The following is a 17,691-nucleotide window of genomic DNA, read 5'->3' as shown; positions in this document are numbered from 1 at the left end:
CATCATCGACCCGCTTGCTGAACTGGACATCGATGTGCAGAGCTTTGATATTCCAAGGTTGGTGAGCGTCTATCCCGACCGTGCAGGAGTGAGATGGTGGACAAAGGCGTGGTTCAACAACAGAGAGGAAGGAGAATGCTCCGTGGAGATAGAACTGCAGCAAGCCATCCTCTTCATCCATGACAGAATAGAGAAGGACTCTTGGCTGGAGGAATACTTTCCAAAGCAGATGGAAGTGTATCACCAAGCCATCGAGCAGACAAGAGAACAGATATTAGGTCAACTAAACGTAACGCTATAATGAGTACTATCAAGAACCCGACACGCTTTGCAGAACTGGAGTATTGCCTTCAAGGATATTTTGACGGCAAGCTGGCACCTGTGATGAAACAGGTGCGAGATGACTTGACTCACAAGCAACTGGAGGAAAGAGGCAGATACCAGAGCAGTTTGGCAGGAGTGCTTGCTTCTGCCAATCCGTATGCCGACAACACCGAGTTTGTTCTAAAGCAAACAGGCAAATGGAACAGCAAAACCACGGAGGACTATCTGGCGATGTGCAACCAGAAAATATGGAAGGACAAAAACATCGTGAAGGATTTGGCTCTTCTTGCTGGCGAGTGGCGCAATGCCGTGGTGAAGGAAATTGGACGAAGCAAATACGACGCTTTGTCGAAAGCCTGTGGCGAGGATTTGGCATACGCATACGTTGCACAAAGGATGGAAGACCTGATGATTGGGAAACTCGTCAAGGACAATACACCCAAATCAACGATGGAGTACATCTTGCGAAAGGCAGCACAAAACAGCATCTGGGGACTGCAAGAAGAACTGATGAAGTCACCATTGACGGCTGAGATAGAAGCTCGTGGCGAGAAAGCCTATAAGCCAAGCAAGACGGAGAAGTTTGCTGGAAGGGCTACCGCCTCGGTAGTGGATGCCGTGACTATGGGCGGTATCGGTAGTTGGAAGTCATTGGCAACCTTGGTGGGGAGCGACATGGCATTGGGCTATGTCCTCGATTCCAAGAAGGGAAACGGAGAACAGCGGAAAGAGCAAGCCATGGAATTGAGCATCAGCAAGGGCGTATTCGGACAGAACGGCAATGCCTTCACTGGTTTTCGCTCACAAGCCAAGAAAGTGAATGCCACCGACAATGGCTATGTCAAGACGCTCAACAGCAAACTCCATAACAAGATACATATCCCACAAAAAGCATTTACACCTATGGCATGGACAGATAACAGTATTAAGTTTCCTTTCCAAAAAGAGCAAGAGAAACGGAACGATCCGAAATACAAGAATGTACCGCTGATAGTGGCACCCGGCAAGGAAGATGCCTATCTGGAAGAGAAAGCCAAGCACGACGCAGCCAAGGTTGCAGAGGCAGAGCGCATCATCCAGGAAAAGAAAGATGCAGAGGCGCAACAAACAGAAACTGATGAACAACAGCAAGCGCAATCAGAAGAAGAACAGCAAGAACAACCTGAAAATGATAACAGCAACGGTTGGGAAGGACTGTTGAAGAACTTCGGACTGGACGGTTTCAGCGACATCGGCAATAACCTCGGCTATGTGATAGCTATGTTGCCCGACATCCTTGTTGGACTGTTCACTGGCAAGACGCAATCATTAGGCTTGAAGGACAATATGATGCCGATAGCCGCCATCCTTGCAGGAATGTTCGTGAAGAATCCGCTATTGAAGATGACACTCATCGGTATGGGCGGTGCCAATCTGCTGAACAAGGCAGGACATGAAGCATTGGCAAACAAACAGGAAGGCAATGATGGAAATGCTGTATCATACGGTAATACAACAGCACAAGCAGTGCAATATAAGTCCTATCCAGACGAACCGTTGAATCCCCGAATAGCCAACCCTGTGCTGCAAGGCAATTGCTTGGTGGCAACCATCGACCGAGTGCCATACACCATCCAACTGCCAGAGCATGTGGTTGGAGCATATCAAGCAGGAGCCTTACCACTCAACACCCTTGCCAATGCCGTGCTTGCCAAGAGTGACCAGATGAGACAGATGGCAGAACGCAACTATGGCGAGCAAGAAGTGAGAAATGTGAGAAACGAGGCGATGGAAAACGCAGAGCAGCGAGAAGTCATCCAACGTTCAAGATAAGATAAAACGTAAAACAATCATACAATGAAAGAGAAAAGTCCACAAGAGAAGAATGCGGCAGAGCGTCAAGTGTCACTGATTACCGAAGCCCTGTCGAAAGCAGCCGACAACAAGGGTGTTTGGCTGAACGAGCAAGGAAAGCAATATCCACGGTTTTACCCAAAGGGAGCGGCAGTGAGTCCGTTCAATGCCCTCGTTATGGGATTGAACTCCGACAAGAACGGATTTTCTACAAATCTTTACACGTTATTTAGTGAAGCCAAGAAGCGAGACGAGTCTGTGATGGCGCATGAGAGAGGTGTGCCGTTCAACTGGTATGCGTGGAACAAGTATGTGAACCGACATAATCCAGAGGACATCATCAGTAGAAAGGACTACCAGGAATTGTCGGCTACCGATCAGACACAGTACAAGGGCATCCATAATCGGGAGATACGAGTGCTGTTCAACATCGACCAGACCATGTTGCTATTGAAAGACAAAGAAAAATATGAAGAGGTGGTGAAGGCGAATGTCGGTGCGAATGAAGACAAGGCATTGCGTAGCCAAGTGAATGACTTCATCCAGAAGATGAAGGACAACCTGATGGCGGTGCGCAAAGACGGAAGCGGAGTGGCACATTATGACACGGAGAAGGACGCCGTGTATATGCCAAAGCAAGAAAATGTTGAGCAATATAGCGATTATGTGCAGGAGATGCTGCGTCAAGTGGTGAGTGCTACAGGACATCAACAGCGACTGGCAAGGGAGGGCATGGTGATGAAGAATGGCATTGCACCATCTGAGGATGCCGTGAAGCAAGAGAAACTGGTGGTAGAACTGGCTTCGGGCATCAAGATGATGGAAATGGGTATGCCAGCCAAGATTTCCAAGGAGAACATGGGATTGGTGGACTACTGGAACCGTGAATTGAAGGAAAATCCATGTCTGATAGATGCCATAGAGAGTGATGTGAACAATGCCTTGGACGTTATCCGCAAGGCAGAGCGTGGCGAGAAAATAGAATATTCATCCTTGAAGAACGAGCAGCAGACCACCGAGATGCAATTGAAGATGCCCAAGCATTACTTCGTGGCAGACGAGATAGCCAAGCATCCTGACAGCGAGCAGAAGTTTGTGGTGATTGTAAGAGACAAGGAAAACAAGAGTGCTGATGTGGTGTTGCCAGCAGGAGCATCATTGGAAGTGAACAACGAGGTGTCGGGCATGAGCAAGCAGCGCATCGAACATGCCTTACAGAAAGAAGGTTTTCAGTCTGTCAAGTTCTATAATCCCGATGGCGCTTTGGGCTACCATCCTGATGACAGCTATTTTGCAGGAAAGGACATCACTGTGGCAAGATTGAAGAACTGGCAAATGGAAGACATATCCAAGATAGACGTGAGTGATGCCGTGAGCCAGAGCAAGCAGGTGGGCTTCGACCGCATACAGATGGTGCAGGATGACAACAAGCGTTGGGCGATGTATATCAAGCCCGAAGGACAGAAGGCTTTTTCCATCTATCCCGACAAGGCGGACTTAAACCGCTTCTTCACCACACTGAAACAGGCGCAGGACACGATGGACAGTCTGAGAGTGGAACTGGCACAGAAATACTATGCGATGGCAGAGACAAAGCCTGACCTGAAGGTGGACTTGTTTGGCAGCGGTCAGCACAACGAGGTGGACATGAACCGCATACAGAAAGTGAACGTGTTCAAGGCAAAGAACGATGTCATTCTGTGTGCAGTCACCATTGATGGCGCAGACAAGTTGCAGCCTCGTGTGGTATCGCCAAGCCAATGGCAACGAATGTGGATTGCCGAAGACAAGAACGAGTACAAAAAGCATCTTGCTGCTACCCTGTTTGCTGACATCCTGCAGAAAGGACAGACGCAGGAGCAGACTGCATCAGAAAAGCAAGTTGAGGAAACCGAGGTGAAGCAAGAAACGCAAGTCTCCACCGATAAGAATGAGGAAGAACATCGAGAGTATCACGAGGAAGAGAATAAGCAAGCATCTTCTGAGGAAAAGACAGATATTAGGGAAGAGAAGGATGCGACTGTTCAAAGAGATAATAACGCTACTGTGGAAAAGAAGGAAGAAACAAAGGGTAAGCAGAAGGAAGAGACCAAGGACTCTCCCATCATGAAGCAATGGAAGGAGTTGAAAGCCAAGCATCCAGATGCTTTGCTGCTGTTTCGTGTAGGTGATTTTTATGAGATGTATGAACAGGATGCCAAGCGAGGAGCGGAAGTGTTGGGGATTACATTGACAAAGAGAAACACCCAAGCTGGTATCTACATGGCTGGCTTTCCACATCATGCCTTGGACACCTATCTGCCCAAACTTATCCGAGCAGGAGAACGAGTGGCTATCTGTGACCAGTTGGAGGCACCCAAGCAGAAGCAAGAGGAGCAAAATACTGAGGAACAGCAGCGTTCTGGCGGTATGAAACGATAATAATGAGGATAAAGACATGAGCAAGAATCAGCAATATGCAGAAAGATATGCTGTCGAGGCGATGGAACAAATGAAGCGATATGGCATCCCTGCTTCCGTCACCTTGGCGCAAGGCATCTTAGAAAGCCGTAATGGACAGAGTGAACTGTCGCAGTTGGGCAACAACCACTTTGGCGTGAAGGCTTCGAAAAGTTGGTTGAAGAACGGTGGCGATTATCTTGTCTATACCGATGACAAGCCTAATGAGAAGTTCTGCAAGTATGCCACGGTGGGTGACTCATACGAGCACCATTCCAAGATATTGAAGAACAGCAACCGCTACAGCCAATGCTTCAAACTCTCTCCCGATGATTACAAGGGATGGACAAACGGCATTGAGCGAGGCGGTTATGCCACCAGTGGAGGATATGCAGCCAGTTTGCAAAAGATTATCGAGATCAATGGATTACAGAAGTATGACCAACAGGTGATGCGAGAGATGAGGGCTGAGGGCAAGAAGTTCGGCGTAGAACAGAATGCAAGAACTTCAGCAACGGTATCGTCTTCGGTATCGACATCCAATAATGACGAAAAGAAGCAAACAGCATCTCAAACAACCAACGACAAATACTCATTCCCTGTGAAAAGGGACGAGTTCTTGTTTGTCACTTCTCCATTCGGTATGCGTCAAGACCCTATGGACAAAAGCAAACAGCAGATGCACAAGGGCATTGACATCAGAGCCAAGCATGATGATGTGTTGGCAACCGAGAATGGTGGCAAGGTGGTAGCTATGAACCACAATGCCAATACTGGCGGGGGCAAGTCTGTGACAGTGGAATACGCAAGATCGGATGGAAGCAAGGTGCAAACCACCTATATGCACTTGGACAGTATCGTCGTGAAGGTGGGTGACGAGGTAAAAGCAGGACAGAAGTTGGGTGTATCTGGCAATACTGGAACGCGAACCACAGGTGAGCATCTGCATTTCGGAGTGAAAAACATATCGGCAGACGGCAAGACAAGGGACGTGGATCCTGCATCATACTTGGCGGAGATAGCGCAGAAAGGTAATCTGAAGCAACAGGCATTGTATAACGGCAATGACCTGTTGGCAAAATACAAGGAAAATAGTTCGGCTGTGGACACGAGTCTGTCACCTGACGATTGGATGAAGAAACTGCTTTCATCTGAGGACGCAAGCACAGGATTGTCAAGTGCAGACCCGATAATGGGATTGGTGACTACCATGTATAGCAGTCTGCTTGCCCTCGCTGTGCAAATAGACAGTAAAAGCGAGGAAGAGCAAAGAACGCAAATCTCAGAAGCTGTAAGCAAAAGGCAGGTGGACTTGAAACCGTTGATGCCGACTATGAAGGAGTGCGTGTTGAGTGTTGGCGATAATGGAAAGGCTGTGTTGCAAGCGGACAATGGCACTACCAAAGTGACGAGAGAGCTGACCAATGCGGAGTTCTGTAGATTGTCGCAAGTGTTGGGTGATACCAACCTGAGCAATGATGCCAAGAAAATGCGCATCGCTGGAATGGTGAATACTATCGTGCTGACGCAACAGGCATCACAAAACTATGAGCAAGTCCTGGAACAGCAAGAAGGTCAAAGTCAGACAATGCAAAGAAAGTAAGATACTTGGAAGTTCCACATCTTGGTCGATTGAAAACAAATAAAAAAGTATTTGAGCTATGATTAAATGTAACGTAAGTGTGTGCGGAACCGTCAGCAAGGCTGCAGTGGTTCGCAATGGAAAGGACGGGATGCCGTTTACTACATATTCCGTAGATGTGGTGGTGCCAGCCAAGAAAGGTATCAACAAGACGGTGATGGTAAGCTGCATCATGGATGGAGATTGTGCCGAAGCTATCGTTGTGGGCAATCGCATCGATGTGAAAGGTGGGCTTACCTTCAAGAAGAAAGACGACAACCTGTTTTTTAACTTGAAAGGAGTCGAAGTGAGCCAGCCTGCTACAGAAAGCAAGGATGGCATCGTGGGAGATATGGAGTTCAAGGGCAAAGTCGGTAAGGACATTGACATGAAGAATGACAAAAAAGGAAAGACTTTCCTGATGTTTTCGGCTTTCAGTGCAGAGAAGATTGGTGAAGATTTCGCCTTTACATGGGTGCGCTTTGTCCGTTTCTCGGAAGAAAGAGAGGAATGGTTGCAGCCAAAAGCCACCATCGAGGCAAAGGGCGAGCTGGAAATCTCGGTGTATAACGACAGGCTCAACCTGGGCTGCAAGGTGGCGGAGTTGAGCCAGTGGGAAAAGAAGCCGTATCACCCTAACAATTAGCAAGTATGGCATATTACAATAAGAGTCCAAAGAATAATGGCGATGGAAAAAATGCTGAGGACAGAGCCTTGGACACCTTCGCAAACATGATGATAGAGAAGATCGAGTCATTGGGAAGCAAGGACGGATGGCAAAAGCCTTGGTTTACGGAAGGTACATTGAGCTGGCCGAAGAACCTGTCTGGCAGGGAGTATAACGGCATGAATGCCTTGCTGCTCACCATGCTGTGTGAGAAGAAAGGCTATGAACTACCAGTGTTTTGCACCTTTAACCGTGCAGTGGGTTTGAACTATCAGACGGACAAGCAAGGTAACAAGAAGCAGATGGTGGATGCTAATGGCGAACCATTGCCTAAGGTTGGCATCAATAAGGGAGAGAAGAGTTTTCCCGTGATGCTGACAAGTTTTACCATTGTACACAAGGAGACAAAAGAAAAGATACCCTATGACGACTACAAGCGAATGAGTGCTGAGGAGCAGAAGGAGTATAATGTCTATCCGAAGTTGAATGTGTATCAGGTGTTCAATGTGGCACAGACCAATCTGAAGGAGGCACGACCTGAATTGTATGCCAAGTTGGAAGCGGAGAACAAGCCAGAAAAGGCATTGGTGAAGGAAGGTGACATGTATTCATTTCCTGCTGTTGACCAGATGTTCAAGGAGCAGAAATGGATTTGCCCCATCAATATCGAACACCAGGACAATGCGTTCTACTCCATTTCCCGCAACCAGATAACCATTCCTGAGAAGGCACAGTTTAAAGACGGTGAGTCGTGGTATGGAACAGCGTTTCATGAGATGGTTCACTCGACAGGAGCGGAAAATCAGTTGAACCGTTTGCATCCTCAATCGGGCTTTGGCTCAGATGAATATGCAAGGGAGGAACTTGTTGCAGAGTTGGGCAGTGCGTTGGTGTGCCAGAAGTATGGCATGACCAAGAATCTGAAGGAAGACAGTGCCGCCTATCTGAAATCGTGGCTCGGCAGTCTGAAGGAGACGCCAAGTTTCATCAAGACCACCTTGATGGATGTGAAAAAGGCAACGTCCATTCTCACGCAGAGAATAGACGAAGTGTCTTTGGAAATGAAGGAGCAACAGAGTGAGGATGTCGCAGCTTCAGTATCGGAAGAAAACAAGGATGCGAAGGACATGAAGCAATCTGCATCATCAAATGATAATGAGCAGACTGAGGTAGAAGAGGAAAAAGTCGCACGGTCTGCGTTCCGTCGGTAACGAGTCAATCTGTGGCAAACATGCAAAAATCCAAGATGCACACATATATAATAATGTGTAGGCATCTTGGATTTTTCGTTTTGGGAGTTTTATTCTTCCTCCTCATCATCTTCTTCGGGTGATAGCCATTTCTGCCAATCTTTCTCATCGATGGTGAGGTCGTCCATTTCCCAATCATATGCGAGTTCGGGCATTGGGTCACGAGAGTAAGGGAAATGGATGGTATAGCCGATTTGTCCATAGGAGACATGGAGCGGAGTGACGCAAAGGTCTCTGCCGAAATAGCTTTGGGTGGTAAGGTATTTGCGCCAGTCGAAACGCTCTTTGAGAATGTTTCGACATAAGCGGTAAAGATATTGTTCTATTGTCATACGGCTTGAAGTTCTAACTGTGAATAATATTGTTTGAATGCCTCGTAAAGGTCAGCCATCATTACTTCGGCTTCCTCCATGTCTTTGACTATATCGGCAATGTGGTAAGGTGCACCATTTTTGCCGTGACCGTCTGAGCCAATCCAAATGTACGCTTCCTCGTCAACATCAAAGTCCTCGTAATACTTATGGATATTGTCGATGAAGGCTTCCATATCATCGTCTTCAAGTTCCACGCTGAAATTGAAATCTTGACCATAGGAAGTATATTTGGCGAAGTTTACATCTGTCTTGCCATTTTGTGGCTCGGAGAAATCAACGCTCCATCCTAATATCTCGGCTATCTCCGTTATCTTTTGCTGTATCATATCGTTTGATTTTTAGCAGCCATAGGCAAGAAGCCTACGGCTGATGTTTGGTTTAAACTTCTTCCCTGTCATACATGTCAGACAGAAACGACTGCAATCTCTCGTCGGGAATGTTTCCGATTGGGCAAGGCTTGAAGCTCTTGTCCTGCAATATCGGTATCTTGGGAAGGTTATGTCCGACATCCACGCTGATACTTTCCATTTCCTTGATGGAAGCATAACCATATTCTGTATCGGCAAGACCGACAACGATAGAGAACAGCGTGAAGTCATTGCCTTCCGGCTGACCTTCCAATACATACCAACGGACTTTGCCGATGAAGAAGACGCATTGGCAAATGGCATCCTTCTTCTTGCCGTCCTGTGAATAAAGCGGATATTGCTTGAACTGCTCCGCCAACTGTGGTGTAATCAATCTGCTTGTCATAACTGCATTATTTATTGGGTGAATACTCTGATGAAGATGGATAGTAGAGCTGCTGCTCACGCAAGGCTTCAATGGCTGCATGTGCCAAAGTGCAAGCCCATTCATTGCGAAGGTCATAATAGCCCTTCTGATAGTTTATTGCCAACTGCTCCATGAAAGCCATCATCACCTTGAACTTCTCGTTTACAAGAAAGCGGTGGTCATTGGCAAACTCTGTACCCACCTTGGATGCGGAACACATCTTGCCGTTCACGAAGTGTGAAAACTCATTGGCAAACTCCTTGTCTCTTTCGTTAATCATATCGTTCATATCTGTTCGGATTAAATGGTGAAACTTCTTTTTCTTCCCTATTCTAGAAGCCTTTACGACTTCATCGAGGGAATTGATTTTACGTGCAATCAAGAGTTCGGGCATGGAGGCAGACAAGGCAAGGAATTGGGAGGTCATTTCTTCGGAATACCCCAATCTTTGATTGGTGGAAGGCTGCTGATGAAATAACCTCACAATAGCAAGGCGATACTTGACGGTCTGGTGGGCTGAACTAAATTTGCAAAGGAAAAACAAGGGAGGATGAAGGGGTATGGGATGGATTATAGCATGAAAATGGTTAAAGAAATATATAAAAGTCAAGTTTATTGCGTAAAAAACAAGACTTTTATTAACTTTGCACTCGAAAAAAGGAGATAAACATGGTTATAGCAAGACTGATAAAGGAAAAATTGTCATCAACCCCTGCTGGGGTCGTGTTGACAACAAGAGACTTTGGGGTGGAGATGCGCTATCAGCCAGCACTCGCCAAAGCTCTCAACCGTCTTGTGCTCCAAGGCGAGCTGCAAAAGATAGCAAAGGGGAAATACTATATTCCGAAGAAGACCATTTTTGGAAATCTGAAACCTGCAGATTCTGAACTTGTAAAAGACTTTCTGGAGCAAAATGGCAAGATTGTGGGTTACATTACAGGAACTGCCGCATTTGCAGCTATGGGTCTGACAACACAGATAAGTTCATCCATCCTTGTCGGCACAAATAAATATCGGAGACCCATCACAAGAAATGGCGTGAAAATATCTTTCTTGTTACAAGAGAACGCCATAACATCAAGCAATATTCCACTACTTAGAATATTGGATGCGCTGCGTCTTATAAAGGACATTCCTGCCACTTCACCTGATGACTGTGTGATGAACATTTGCAAAGCAATCAATGTTCTTTCAATGGAACAGAAGCGAGAATTGGCAGAACTATCCTTGGCATACACACCTTATGTAAGAGCTTTGCTTGGAGCCATCTACGAGAACATGGAACTGGAAACGGAAACCATCAGCAAAACATTGAATGGAGTGACCAGTTACAAGTTGCCAATCTCCAATAAAGTATTATCAAACAAAAGAAACTGGAACATCATATGAGATTACATGAAAACTGGGAGTTGTTCTCTGATGCATTGCAAGCAGCATCACAACCTGTAGAAGATGGAGGACTTGGCATCAAGAGCATCTTCATCGAGAAGGACTATTGGATTTGTCGCTCGTTGTCTTTGATGGCTGCGAACGACAAGGAGAATCGTGCCATTTTCAAAGGAGGAACAAGTCTTACAAAAGCATACGGTATCGGTAGTAGATTCTCAGAAGACATAGATATTGCTATCTCTGAGGCATGGACGCTCAGCGGCAACCAACTGAAGATGCTGATCAAGAGAACTGCCAAAAGCATGACGGAAGGTCTGCAGGAAATGGATATGCCTGGTTTTACCAGCAAAGGTTCTCACTATCACAAGGCATACTATTCTTATCCAAGAGCTATTGATACATTACAAGTAGGTGCCATCAAGGCTGGACAGTTGCTTGTCGAAATTAACTCCTTTGCCAATCCATATCCTTTCCTGAAATGCAGATTGCAAAGCTTCTTGACCGAGTTCTTGCAAAAGACAGGCAACGAGAACTTGATAGAGGAATATGATATGCAACCTTTCGAGGTGAATGTTCTCGACAGGCGCAGAACATTGACAGAGAAATTGGTATCATTGCTTCGCTGTTCTTTAGCCGACAACTACATGCCGGAATTGACAGCTAAGATACGCCATTTCTATGATTTGCATTTTCTATTGAATGATGTAGAGACACAGAAATATCTGAAAAGCGATGCTTTCAAATCGGACTTCAACAACTTGTTTGCACAAGACCAACAGAGATTTGACAAGCCCGAAGGATGGCAAAACAAAGACATCATGGATTCTCCAATCATCAGTGACCTACATAATGTATGGTCAGCGTTAAGCAGCGTCTATACAAAAGAACTTCCTGACCTTGCCTACAAAGATATACCGACTATTGAGAGTATCGAAAATAGCATGGAGCAGTTGATTTCGTATTTGACAAAATAAACGGTTATGGCAAAGAAGCATAAAGGACATTACTGTAAGATTTGTGGTGAATACAAGTCGAACGAGTCATTTCCTGGGAAAGGTCATGCCCAACACATCTGTAAGGAGTGCATGGGTGAGATGAAGAAAGGAAACAAGAAGATTTTGAACTTGCCTTTCGGGGACAATGAGTTTGAGATCGTTGATACTGATGAATATATCGATACTATTTTATATGACAACAACGAAGAACGAGAAACCAAGACCTTCAAAAAACTCAGCCGTGAACAGAAAATGGTGTTGAAAGCGATAGTGCAAGATGAAGTTACGTTCTATTGGCAAGCCCATCGACAGATACCAGTAAACGACAAACTAAAACAACTCAGAAGTTCTGTCAATACTGTAGTATATGAACAGTTGGACTTTGCCATAAAGGACGATACGATGTTCAAAGCTTACATTCAAGAGCAAGTCATTGCTGTCATAAACAAGATATTGCGACTGGAGAACGAACAGAATAACAAATAGCAGAAAGAGCCCATTCATCACGAACGGACTCTTTCTTTTGATAATCATTGTTTTGCAGATTACCGCTTATCGTATGAATGACAGTAAAACACATTTACTGTGCAAATAGTCTGACCGTCGTATGTCGGTTGGCTGCTATTGGTGAATACTCATCAATACCGCCCTCGCTTTTTGATATTATCATGGACTTGTCAATGCCTCTTGCCACAAGCTGTTGCGTGATATAATCCGCTCTTGACTTGCTGAGAGGATTGTTGATGCCATCGTTTCCTGTGGCACTGTCGGCAGCACCAACTACGGAAATTTTGAGATGATAAGCCTTTGCTACACGAGCAAGCTCATCCAAGTTTACCATCTGTGAAACGTCAACCAACTGTGTGGTTCTAATCTTGAAAAAGAAGAATACTGGCGAACCGATGCACCTGATTCCACCTGCCATTTCTGCAACGTATTTGTTCCAAGAAACAGGATCCGAAACGGAGAAACTATACTCCAGAGAGTGGCTTGTTTTTGGTTTTCCCATGCCATTCCAATCCTTGTGAGCCAATCTTGCACGGAGCGAGTTCAAACCGCTGTAATTATTTTTCGGGTATATGCGATACTCCGTACTATCCGCATAATATGTCAGGCGGTCGGCATAGGCTTTCAGCAATCCTTCAATCTCCAAGATTTTTCTCATCTCAGCTATGACATTGGCATCCTCCGCATGAGCTTTGCTTAACTTTTGGTTGCGAGCCAACAATTCATTGGTGTAATCTGCCAGCCATTTGTTCTGGTTGATATAAGGAGCGGCATCTACAACCTTCTTCCAACCAACCTTTCCGATGTTGAAAGTCAGTCCGGCAGACAAGGTGAACAAATTGTCACCAAACTTATTGGATGCGCCTACACCATCAAAGTCACGGAATGTGGTTGCGCCACCCAATTCCATGTTGACCGCCAAACGCTTTGTTAAATGATATTGTCCAATCACACCATAGTTGATGACGAACGGACTCTTGCCGTTATCCTCGTTATGGATAATACCGCAACCAGCATACGGAATGAATCCCCATCTTTGTGTGGTGGCATGGTCTTTGACAAAACTGTTGGTCACATTCCAAAGAAAATCCGCATGAACCATCTTGTAATCACGGACATTCTTGCTGGCATCCTTGAACTGAAAACCTTGGAAACTCAACCGCCCCCCAATCTCTGGCGTGAACCACTTTCCTGCCTCTATTGCCAAGGAAGGTTTCATCCTGTCGAACAAGTTTCCTTTACCATGCGGCTTTCCTACAAAGGTAGATATGCCACCAGACATACCAACGAACCAGTTGGAAGACCATGCGGAGGGTACAGTCACCTCCTTGAGATATGTCGGCTCAATCTGTCGAAGCATATCCTCGTTTATGCCAGACGGTACCCAATCATTCGTGCCATCATCTATTGTCTCTGCATTGGCGTGTAATTGTCCGCATACGCACAATGCCATCATAAATATTGCTTTTCTAATCATAGATTTCAATTTGTCGATTATTTTTTCTATTAACGCTTTCTACTCTTGCTGCCTTTCGATCGCATCATCCTGTTTGCCATCGCAAGGCAACGGTGCGCCCAACGCCTGTCATCCTCGTCATCGTTGCGTCCCCATTTCATGTCATTGCTGCCACCGCCTCCGCCACCTTGCCCTTCGGCAAAAGTTGTAGCTTGGTCGATGTAGCCAAGATACAACAATGTGGCACAATGAAGAACTTCGGCAGTGTGCTCGGCTATGGTTTCCAATGGCGAACCGTCAAATGCGACTTTGATTTCAGGTGGCAACGATGCCATCTTGGAACGGTAGTCAGTGACCATGCTTTCCAACATAGCAGTCTTGATAAGTGTGCCAGCACCAGTCTGAGCCTCACGAGAGAACTGCATGGCATCCTGTCGAAGCGTCTCTGTCCGTTCCTTGACAAACTCCATGTCCTTGTTCAACTCATCCAACTGCTGGTCAGCTACAGCGAGCTTGTCTTTCTTGTCAGCCAGTTTCTCATCAACGGAATCCAACTCATTTTGCAATTTTTCCAACTTCTGCGACAAGATGGAACTGTCACCTTCCTTGTTAGCAATCTGCACCTTCAACTTGTCTATCTCCAACATCTTCTGATGTTTCTCTTCTTCCAGATGTTCTACCATAGAAGAGAGACCTTTCACACGACGTTCTGCCAGTGCTATTTCCACCCGAAGATCACTTACAGCCTTGTTAAGGTTGTCCAGTTCCTCTTCCTTTGAAGAACATTCCTCGGACAGGTGCTTGCGGTATTCCTCCGTAGGTCTGTGTCGTTGCCGAGTCTCCGTTTGGCTCGTTCCACGCACCAGTCCCCAAGGTTCATTGACCATCGCCAACTCGTCATGAAGTTTCGATGTACGTTGACTATATTCCCGATTGTTGGCACCTGCGAAGATTTCTTTGAAGGCAAACTTGCCGTCCTTGATTGGCAGAAGAACGCAATGGATGTGTGGTGAAGTCTCGTCCAAGTGTACATAGAAGGCAACGATATTCTCCTCACCATACTTTCCTGCGACAAAATTATAAATGTCCGTCGCCCATTGCTCAATCTCAGGCATACGCTTGACTGCATAATTTTCCTTGTTGTCACCAGGCTTGAATACAACCTTTTGTTCACCGAAGGCAAGTTCTCGCATCTTCCACTGTGAACCGCTAAAAATGAAATCCGCTACAGTTCTGAAGCGTGGCTCTGCCAACCCCTCATTCTTGTCTTTGATGCCACGAGCTGCCAAGTTCTCAGCCATCAACTGTGGAATAGACTTACTCTTGTCGATAGGTGCTATCTTTCCTCCCTTGGAAATCTGGAAGTTCAGATGCTGTCTACCGAGGTCATAGTTGCCTTTTGCAATAGCCACCTGCCATGCCCTGTCGCTCCAGTTGCGTTGGTATTCACGGCTGAGAGCGGCGGCGCATCCCTTACGTCCCCTGACGTTCAAAACCTGCTTTGCTATTCTTTCCATATCTCTGATATGCTTATATGTGTCAGTAAAAACAGTGTCCCAGCTTGCTGTCTTGGCGGACACTCTCCCGAAGACTGATAGGTCGTAGGGGTAATGAGTTACCACACTCCCTAAATTCGTGAACAGCGGGCAAGCCCGATGCGCTAAAAAAGGCAAGCCACGACGAGTGCGGTATGCCAGTACCGAACCGTGAGGTCTTAAAAGGAGAATGTCCGTAAGGCAGCTATAATGGAACAGAATGAACTCTACTTATGGTTGTCCGCCTTGGCGGTTACAACTGGCTTGGCAGCTGTCTCAACTGTTGAGTTAGGACAGCAAGCCTTATAAGCGGAACACAGGGATTGGAAAAGGCTCATGTCTTCAGCTGTGTTCAATTTGACGGAAGCAGACTTTCCATGACTGGCGATGTCGGGCAGTTCCTTTATCAGAAGGAGCAACTGGAGCCAGTCTCGATTGAGAACACGAGTGAAGAACTTGAAGATTGCGTTACGCAGCTGAAGTCTGTTATGTTCTTCCTCATCTACAAGAGGCATACAATCCACAAGTCTGCCAATCATGCAAGTGGCAATATCATCAGATGAAAGTTGGTTGTCAGATGATGTAGAAGCAGAGTTGTTTTCTTGCGATAATGCTACTGCACCCTTTACAATCTGACCACAGACAACGGCAGTCTCTTCTGTGGTGGAAGTGCCATTGAACCAACTGTCCATTGTGAAACGGATGATTGGTTCCAATATGCTATTTCGCATTGTCGGAACGTTACCGTCCTTCATGCCAATCATCGTGATGATGGTGTATTTCGTTTCAAACTCCTTGCAGAGTATCAGCCCATGTTCCGTTAATTTTTCGAGGAACTGACGCACGGTGGCACGATGCCAATGCCAGTCCTCCGCAAGTTGAGTTTTGGTTGTAACAAACTGAAAATCTTTCAATTCGTCTGCCACTTCCTTGCTTACGGCTTTCGGCATATAGTGTTCACAAGCCTTGTCCAGCAGATAGCAGAACGCTTCGTGTTTGGAATACCGCTCGTTATGTCGGTCCTGGAGAGATGCCAGAAAGCCGACAGAGAGACTTACCTTTATATTTTCCTTTGGTATATGTTTCATTGAAAATGTCTTGTTGATGTTGTGAAATAATGATTCTCATTTTAGACTGAGTGTTGTGGAATGTGCCAAGTACCAAGTGGCATATTCCAAGAATGGACTAAAAGTAGAAGTTTACGATGTCCTCAGGACATTGCGCCAAGTGTCTGCCACTGTCAGGACATTGTGCCTTGAAGATGACCTTTGAGGACGGATAGTAGATGGATGCCACCAAGAGCAAGCCTACCATCATCCCCAATGTGTACAAATGGGGAGTGAACATGAACACCAATGAGGCTGTAAAAGCGATAGCACATGATTTCCTGTTGTCATGCAACCTATGCAGCAGATTGTCTGCATAGGAGAACTTGAACAGCAACAATGCCAACAGTGCCATTACATGAGCACCAATCTCGTTGGGCTGTACTTGATATGCCACGAAACTGAACACCAATATTGCCATCAGCAACAGCAATGTGTACAGTTTTCGAAAATTATGCGAAAACACCATGCGGAGATAAAATCTCTGCATCATCCGATTGTTCTTTCTGTAGCACATCGTTGATGCCAAGAAAAGAAACATAGGGAAGAAAAGAAAGATAATCTTGAATATCATAGATCAAATTGTAATGTAAAACGGTCAATAACCTTCGAATAGCTCCAACTCAATAATTCCATAGGTGACTTCCATGAAAAGTCGCTCGACATCCGCCATTGTCAAAGCATTTGAAGCAAGGCGTTTCTTGAAACCAGCATCCTTTCTCATAAGAATCTTGGCACTTCGGTCAATGTCAAGCAGAGGAATATGCCACTCCTGCCCACGGACATAATCATTGTTGGAATGACAGACCCGAAGGGTAATACACCGACAGCAGACGGTCTGTACCATGCCATGCTGTGAAACTGCGGTGTCTTTCCAATGGAACGAACTGCCAACGTCTATCCATGTGTGGCATTTGTGGATGATGTCCACGATGTTCTGAAGCTGCATGTCGCTCATAAATGGAACGTAATGTCACATGAAACACATCAGCATGTCCGCCTTGTCACGCTTGTACTTGAAGAAGCCTGTCCTCGCTTGCAGTTCCATGTCGTGGCACAAGTCACCGTACATGAACTCCAAGGACTCATAGATTGTCACCATGACGGAGTGGACATTTCCATTGGCATCCGTACTGGCATTCATCTTGTACATCCGCCCGAAATTAGGGTTGGAGAAGGCACAACAGAACTGTCCGAACTCTGTATGTACGGAAGTCACCTTGTGGTAAAGGATGACCAGTTCCATCTGGTCTTCGAACAGGTTCATCACCTCTTCGAGAGGACAAGGCTTTTCCAACTTGAAGTCAAGCAGGACATAGCCGTCTTCATAGACTGGCTGTTCCATGCGCTCCTGATTGATAAGCTCTGGCAACTGCAATGGTGCAAGTGCCAGAAAGTCGTTGAGAAATTTATGCAGCATA

At 46.0% G+C, this 17,691-nt stretch carries 18 protein-coding genes and 1 pseudogene; 9 read left to right on the top strand and 10 right to left on the bottom strand.

Features of this window, described 5'->3' with window-relative positions; all coding sequences use genetic code 11:
- Nucleotide 1 precedes the first annotated feature (1 nt).
- The 6 genes and pseudogenes from EXN75_RS04275 to EXN75_RS04250 all read left to right on the top strand — a co-directional run.
- A complete protein-coding gene (locus tag EXN75_RS04275) occupies nt 2-301 on the top strand; it encodes a hypothetical protein (RefSeq protein ID WP_074027658.1) in 300 nt (99 codons plus the stop codon).
- The gene (locus EXN75_RS04270) at nt 301-2,136 is read left to right on the top strand and encodes a hypothetical protein (protein ID WP_134842899.1); all 1,836 of its coding nucleotides are present in this window, start codon (nt 301-303) and stop codon (nt 2,134-2,136) included. Before EXN75_RS04275 ends, EXN75_RS04270 begins: the two co-directional genes overlap by 1 nt.
- Before the next feature lie 24 nt (nt 2,137-2,160).
- Nucleotides 2,161-4,578: a MutS N-terminal domain-containing protein gene (locus EXN75_RS04265; protein WP_134842898.1), complete on the top strand. Its 2,418-nt coding sequence runs from the start codon at nt 2,161-2,163 to the stop codon at nt 4,576-4,578.
- Between the two features lie 16 nt (nt 4,579-4,594).
- Complete coding sequence (locus EXN75_RS04260; RefSeq protein WP_134842897.1) at nt 4,595-6,199, top strand: glucosaminidase domain-containing protein; 1,605 nt, start codon at nt 4,595-4,597, stop codon at nt 6,197-6,199.
- Between the two features lie 58 nt (nt 6,200-6,257).
- Nucleotides 6,258-6,863 (top strand): hypothetical protein, encoded by a 606-nt coding sequence (locus tag EXN75_RS04255; RefSeq protein ID WP_134842896.1) that lies wholly within the window; start codon nt 6,258-6,260, stop codon nt 6,861-6,863.
- A gap of 5 nt (nt 6,864-6,868) precedes the next feature.
- Nucleotides 6,869-8,068, top strand: a pseudogene (locus EXN75_RS04250) (ArdC family protein); the annotation flags it as partial.
- Nucleotides 8,069-8,184: 116 nt separating this feature from the next.
- Here EXN75_RS04250 and EXN75_RS04245 read toward each other — a convergent pair.
- The 4 genes from EXN75_RS04245 to EXN75_RS18120 are packed head-to-tail and all read right to left on the bottom strand — an operon-like array spanning nt 8,185 to nt 9,766.
- Nucleotides 8,185-8,466 carry a hypothetical protein gene (locus EXN75_RS04245; RefSeq protein WP_134842894.1) on the bottom strand — a complete coding sequence of 94 codons (282 nt, stop codon included), beginning with the start codon at nt 8,464-8,466 and terminating at the stop codon, nt 8,185-8,187.
- The gene (locus tag EXN75_RS04240; RefSeq protein WP_134842893.1) at nt 8,463-8,834 is read right to left on the bottom strand and encodes a hypothetical protein; all 372 of its coding nucleotides are present in this window, start codon (nt 8,832-8,834) and stop codon (nt 8,463-8,465) included. Before EXN75_RS04240 ends, EXN75_RS04245 begins: the two co-directional genes overlap by 4 nt.
- A 52-nt stretch (nt 8,835-8,886) precedes the next feature.
- A complete protein-coding gene (locus EXN75_RS04235; protein ID WP_010537185.1) occupies nt 8,887-9,261 on the bottom strand; it encodes a DUF2958 domain-containing protein in 375 nt (124 codons plus the stop codon).
- 7 nt (nt 9,262-9,268) lie between these two features.
- A complete protein-coding gene (locus tag EXN75_RS18120) occupies nt 9,269-9,766 on the bottom strand; it encodes a hypothetical protein (RefSeq protein ID WP_246031284.1) in 498 nt (165 codons plus the stop codon).
- A gap of 185 nt (nt 9,767-9,951) precedes the next feature.
- Here EXN75_RS18120 and EXN75_RS04225 point away from each other — a divergent pair, with 185 nt between their 5' ends.
- The 3 genes from EXN75_RS04225 to EXN75_RS04215 are packed head-to-tail and all read left to right on the top strand — an operon-like array spanning nt 9,952 to nt 12,152.
- On the top strand, nt 9,952-10,671 hold the full coding sequence (locus tag EXN75_RS04225; RefSeq protein ID WP_134842892.1) for a DUF6088 family protein: 720 nt from the start codon (nt 9,952-9,954) through the stop codon (nt 10,669-10,671).
- Nucleotides 10,668-11,645: a nucleotidyl transferase AbiEii/AbiGii toxin family protein gene (locus tag EXN75_RS04220; protein ID WP_134842891.1), complete on the top strand. Its 978-nt coding sequence runs from the start codon at nt 10,668-10,670 to the stop codon at nt 11,643-11,645. The genes EXN75_RS04225 and EXN75_RS04220 overlap by 4 nt, the downstream gene beginning before the upstream one ends.
- A gap of 6 nt (nt 11,646-11,651) precedes the next feature.
- Nucleotides 11,652-12,152 carry a hypothetical protein gene (locus EXN75_RS04215; RefSeq protein WP_134842890.1) on the top strand — a complete coding sequence of 167 codons (501 nt, stop codon included), beginning with the start codon at nt 11,652-11,654 and terminating at the stop codon, nt 12,150-12,152.
- A gap of 94 nt (nt 12,153-12,246) precedes the next feature.
- Here the strand turns inward: EXN75_RS04215 and EXN75_RS04210 are convergent, their stop codons facing one another.
- The 6 genes from EXN75_RS04210 to EXN75_RS04185 form a co-directional block, all read right to left on the bottom strand.
- The gene (locus EXN75_RS04210; RefSeq protein ID WP_134842889.1) at nt 12,247-13,650 is read right to left on the bottom strand and encodes an OmpA family protein; all 1,404 of its coding nucleotides are present in this window, start codon (nt 13,648-13,650) and stop codon (nt 12,247-12,249) included.
- Nucleotides 13,651-13,679: 29 nt separating this feature from the next.
- Nucleotides 13,680-15,146 (bottom strand): MobV family relaxase, encoded by a 1,467-nt coding sequence (gene mobV / locus EXN75_RS04205; RefSeq protein WP_134842888.1) that lies wholly within the window; start codon nt 15,144-15,146, stop codon nt 13,680-13,682.
- A 245-nt stretch (nt 15,147-15,391) separates the two neighbouring features.
- Nucleotides 15,392-16,252, bottom strand: a complete 861-nt coding sequence (locus EXN75_RS04200) for a hypothetical protein (protein WP_134842887.1) — start codon at nt 16,250-16,252, stop codon at nt 15,392-15,394.
- Nucleotides 16,253-16,349: 97 nt separating this feature from the next.
- Nucleotides 16,350-16,763, bottom strand: a complete 414-nt coding sequence (locus EXN75_RS04195; RefSeq protein WP_134842886.1) for a hypothetical protein — start codon at nt 16,761-16,763, stop codon at nt 16,350-16,352.
- 105 nt (nt 16,764-16,868) lie between these two features.
- The gene (locus tag EXN75_RS04190; protein ID WP_134842885.1) at nt 16,869-17,228 is read right to left on the bottom strand and encodes a hypothetical protein; all 360 of its coding nucleotides are present in this window, start codon (nt 17,226-17,228) and stop codon (nt 16,869-16,871) included.
- Between the two features lie 15 nt (nt 17,229-17,243).
- Entirely contained in the window at nt 17,244-17,690 is a 447-nt protein-coding gene (locus EXN75_RS04185; RefSeq protein ID WP_043610617.1) for a hypothetical protein, read from the bottom strand.
- Nucleotide 17,691 lies beyond the last annotated feature (1 nt).

Source organism: Segatella hominis (genome assembly GCF_004535825.1).
Taxonomy (GTDB): domain Bacteria; phylum Bacteroidota; class Bacteroidia; order Bacteroidales; family Bacteroidaceae; genus Prevotella; species Prevotella hominis.
Note: the sequence above shows the minus strand (reverse complement) of the source record. Positions and strands in the feature narration are given on the sequence as shown.

Bases quoted from the DNA above. Each gene is read 5' to 3' on its own strand.
- EXN75_RS04270 (WP_134842899.1), top strand. From the start codon at position 301: ATGAGTACTATCAAGAACCCGACACGCTTTGCAGAACTGGAGTATTGC.
- EXN75_RS04265 (WP_134842898.1), top strand. From the start codon at position 2,161: ATGAAAGAGAAAAGTCCACAAGAGAAGAATGCGGCAGAGCGTCAAGTG.
- EXN75_RS04260 (WP_134842897.1), top strand. From the start codon at position 4,595: ATGAGCAAGAATCAGCAATATGCAGAAAGATATGCTGTCGAGGCGATG.
- EXN75_RS04255 (WP_134842896.1), top strand. From the start codon at position 6,258: ATGATTAAATGTAACGTAAGTGTGTGCGGAACCGTCAGCAAGGCTGCA.
- EXN75_RS04245 (WP_134842894.1), bottom strand. From the start codon at position 8,466: ATGACAATAGAACAATATCTTTACCGCTTATGTCGAAACATTCTCAAA.
- EXN75_RS04240 (WP_134842893.1), bottom strand. From the start codon at position 8,834: ATGATACAGCAAAAGATAACGGAGATAGCCGAGATATTAGGATGGAGC.
- EXN75_RS04235 (WP_010537185.1), bottom strand. From the start codon at position 9,261: ATGACAAGCAGATTGATTACACCACAGTTGGCGGAGCAGTTCAAGCAA.
- EXN75_RS04225 (WP_134842892.1), top strand. From the start codon at position 9,952: ATGGTTATAGCAAGACTGATAAAGGAAAAATTGTCATCAACCCCTGCT.
- EXN75_RS04220 (WP_134842891.1), top strand. From the start codon at position 10,668: ATGAGATTACATGAAAACTGGGAGTTGTTCTCTGATGCATTGCAAGCA.
- EXN75_RS04215 (WP_134842890.1), top strand. From the start codon at position 11,652: ATGGCAAAGAAGCATAAAGGACATTACTGTAAGATTTGTGGTGAATAC.
- EXN75_RS04210 (WP_134842889.1), bottom strand. From the start codon at position 13,650: ATGATTAGAAAAGCAATATTTATGATGGCATTGTGCGTATGCGGACAA.
- mobV (WP_134842888.1), bottom strand. From the start codon at position 15,146: ATGGAAAGAATAGCAAAGCAGGTTTTGAACGTCAGGGGACGTAAGGGA.
- EXN75_RS04200 (WP_134842887.1), bottom strand. From the start codon at position 16,252: ATGAAACATATACCAAAGGAAAATATAAAGGTAAGTCTCTCTGTCGGC.
- EXN75_RS04195 (WP_134842886.1), bottom strand. From the start codon at position 16,763: ATGATGCAGAGATTTTATCTCCGCATGGTGTTTTCGCATAATTTTCGA.
- EXN75_RS04190 (WP_134842885.1), bottom strand. From the start codon at position 17,228: ATGAGCGACATGCAGCTTCAGAACATCGTGGACATCATCCACAAATGC.
- EXN75_RS04185 (WP_043610617.1), bottom strand. From the start codon at position 17,690: ATGCTGCATAAATTTCTCAACGACTTTCTGGCACTTGCACCATTGCAG.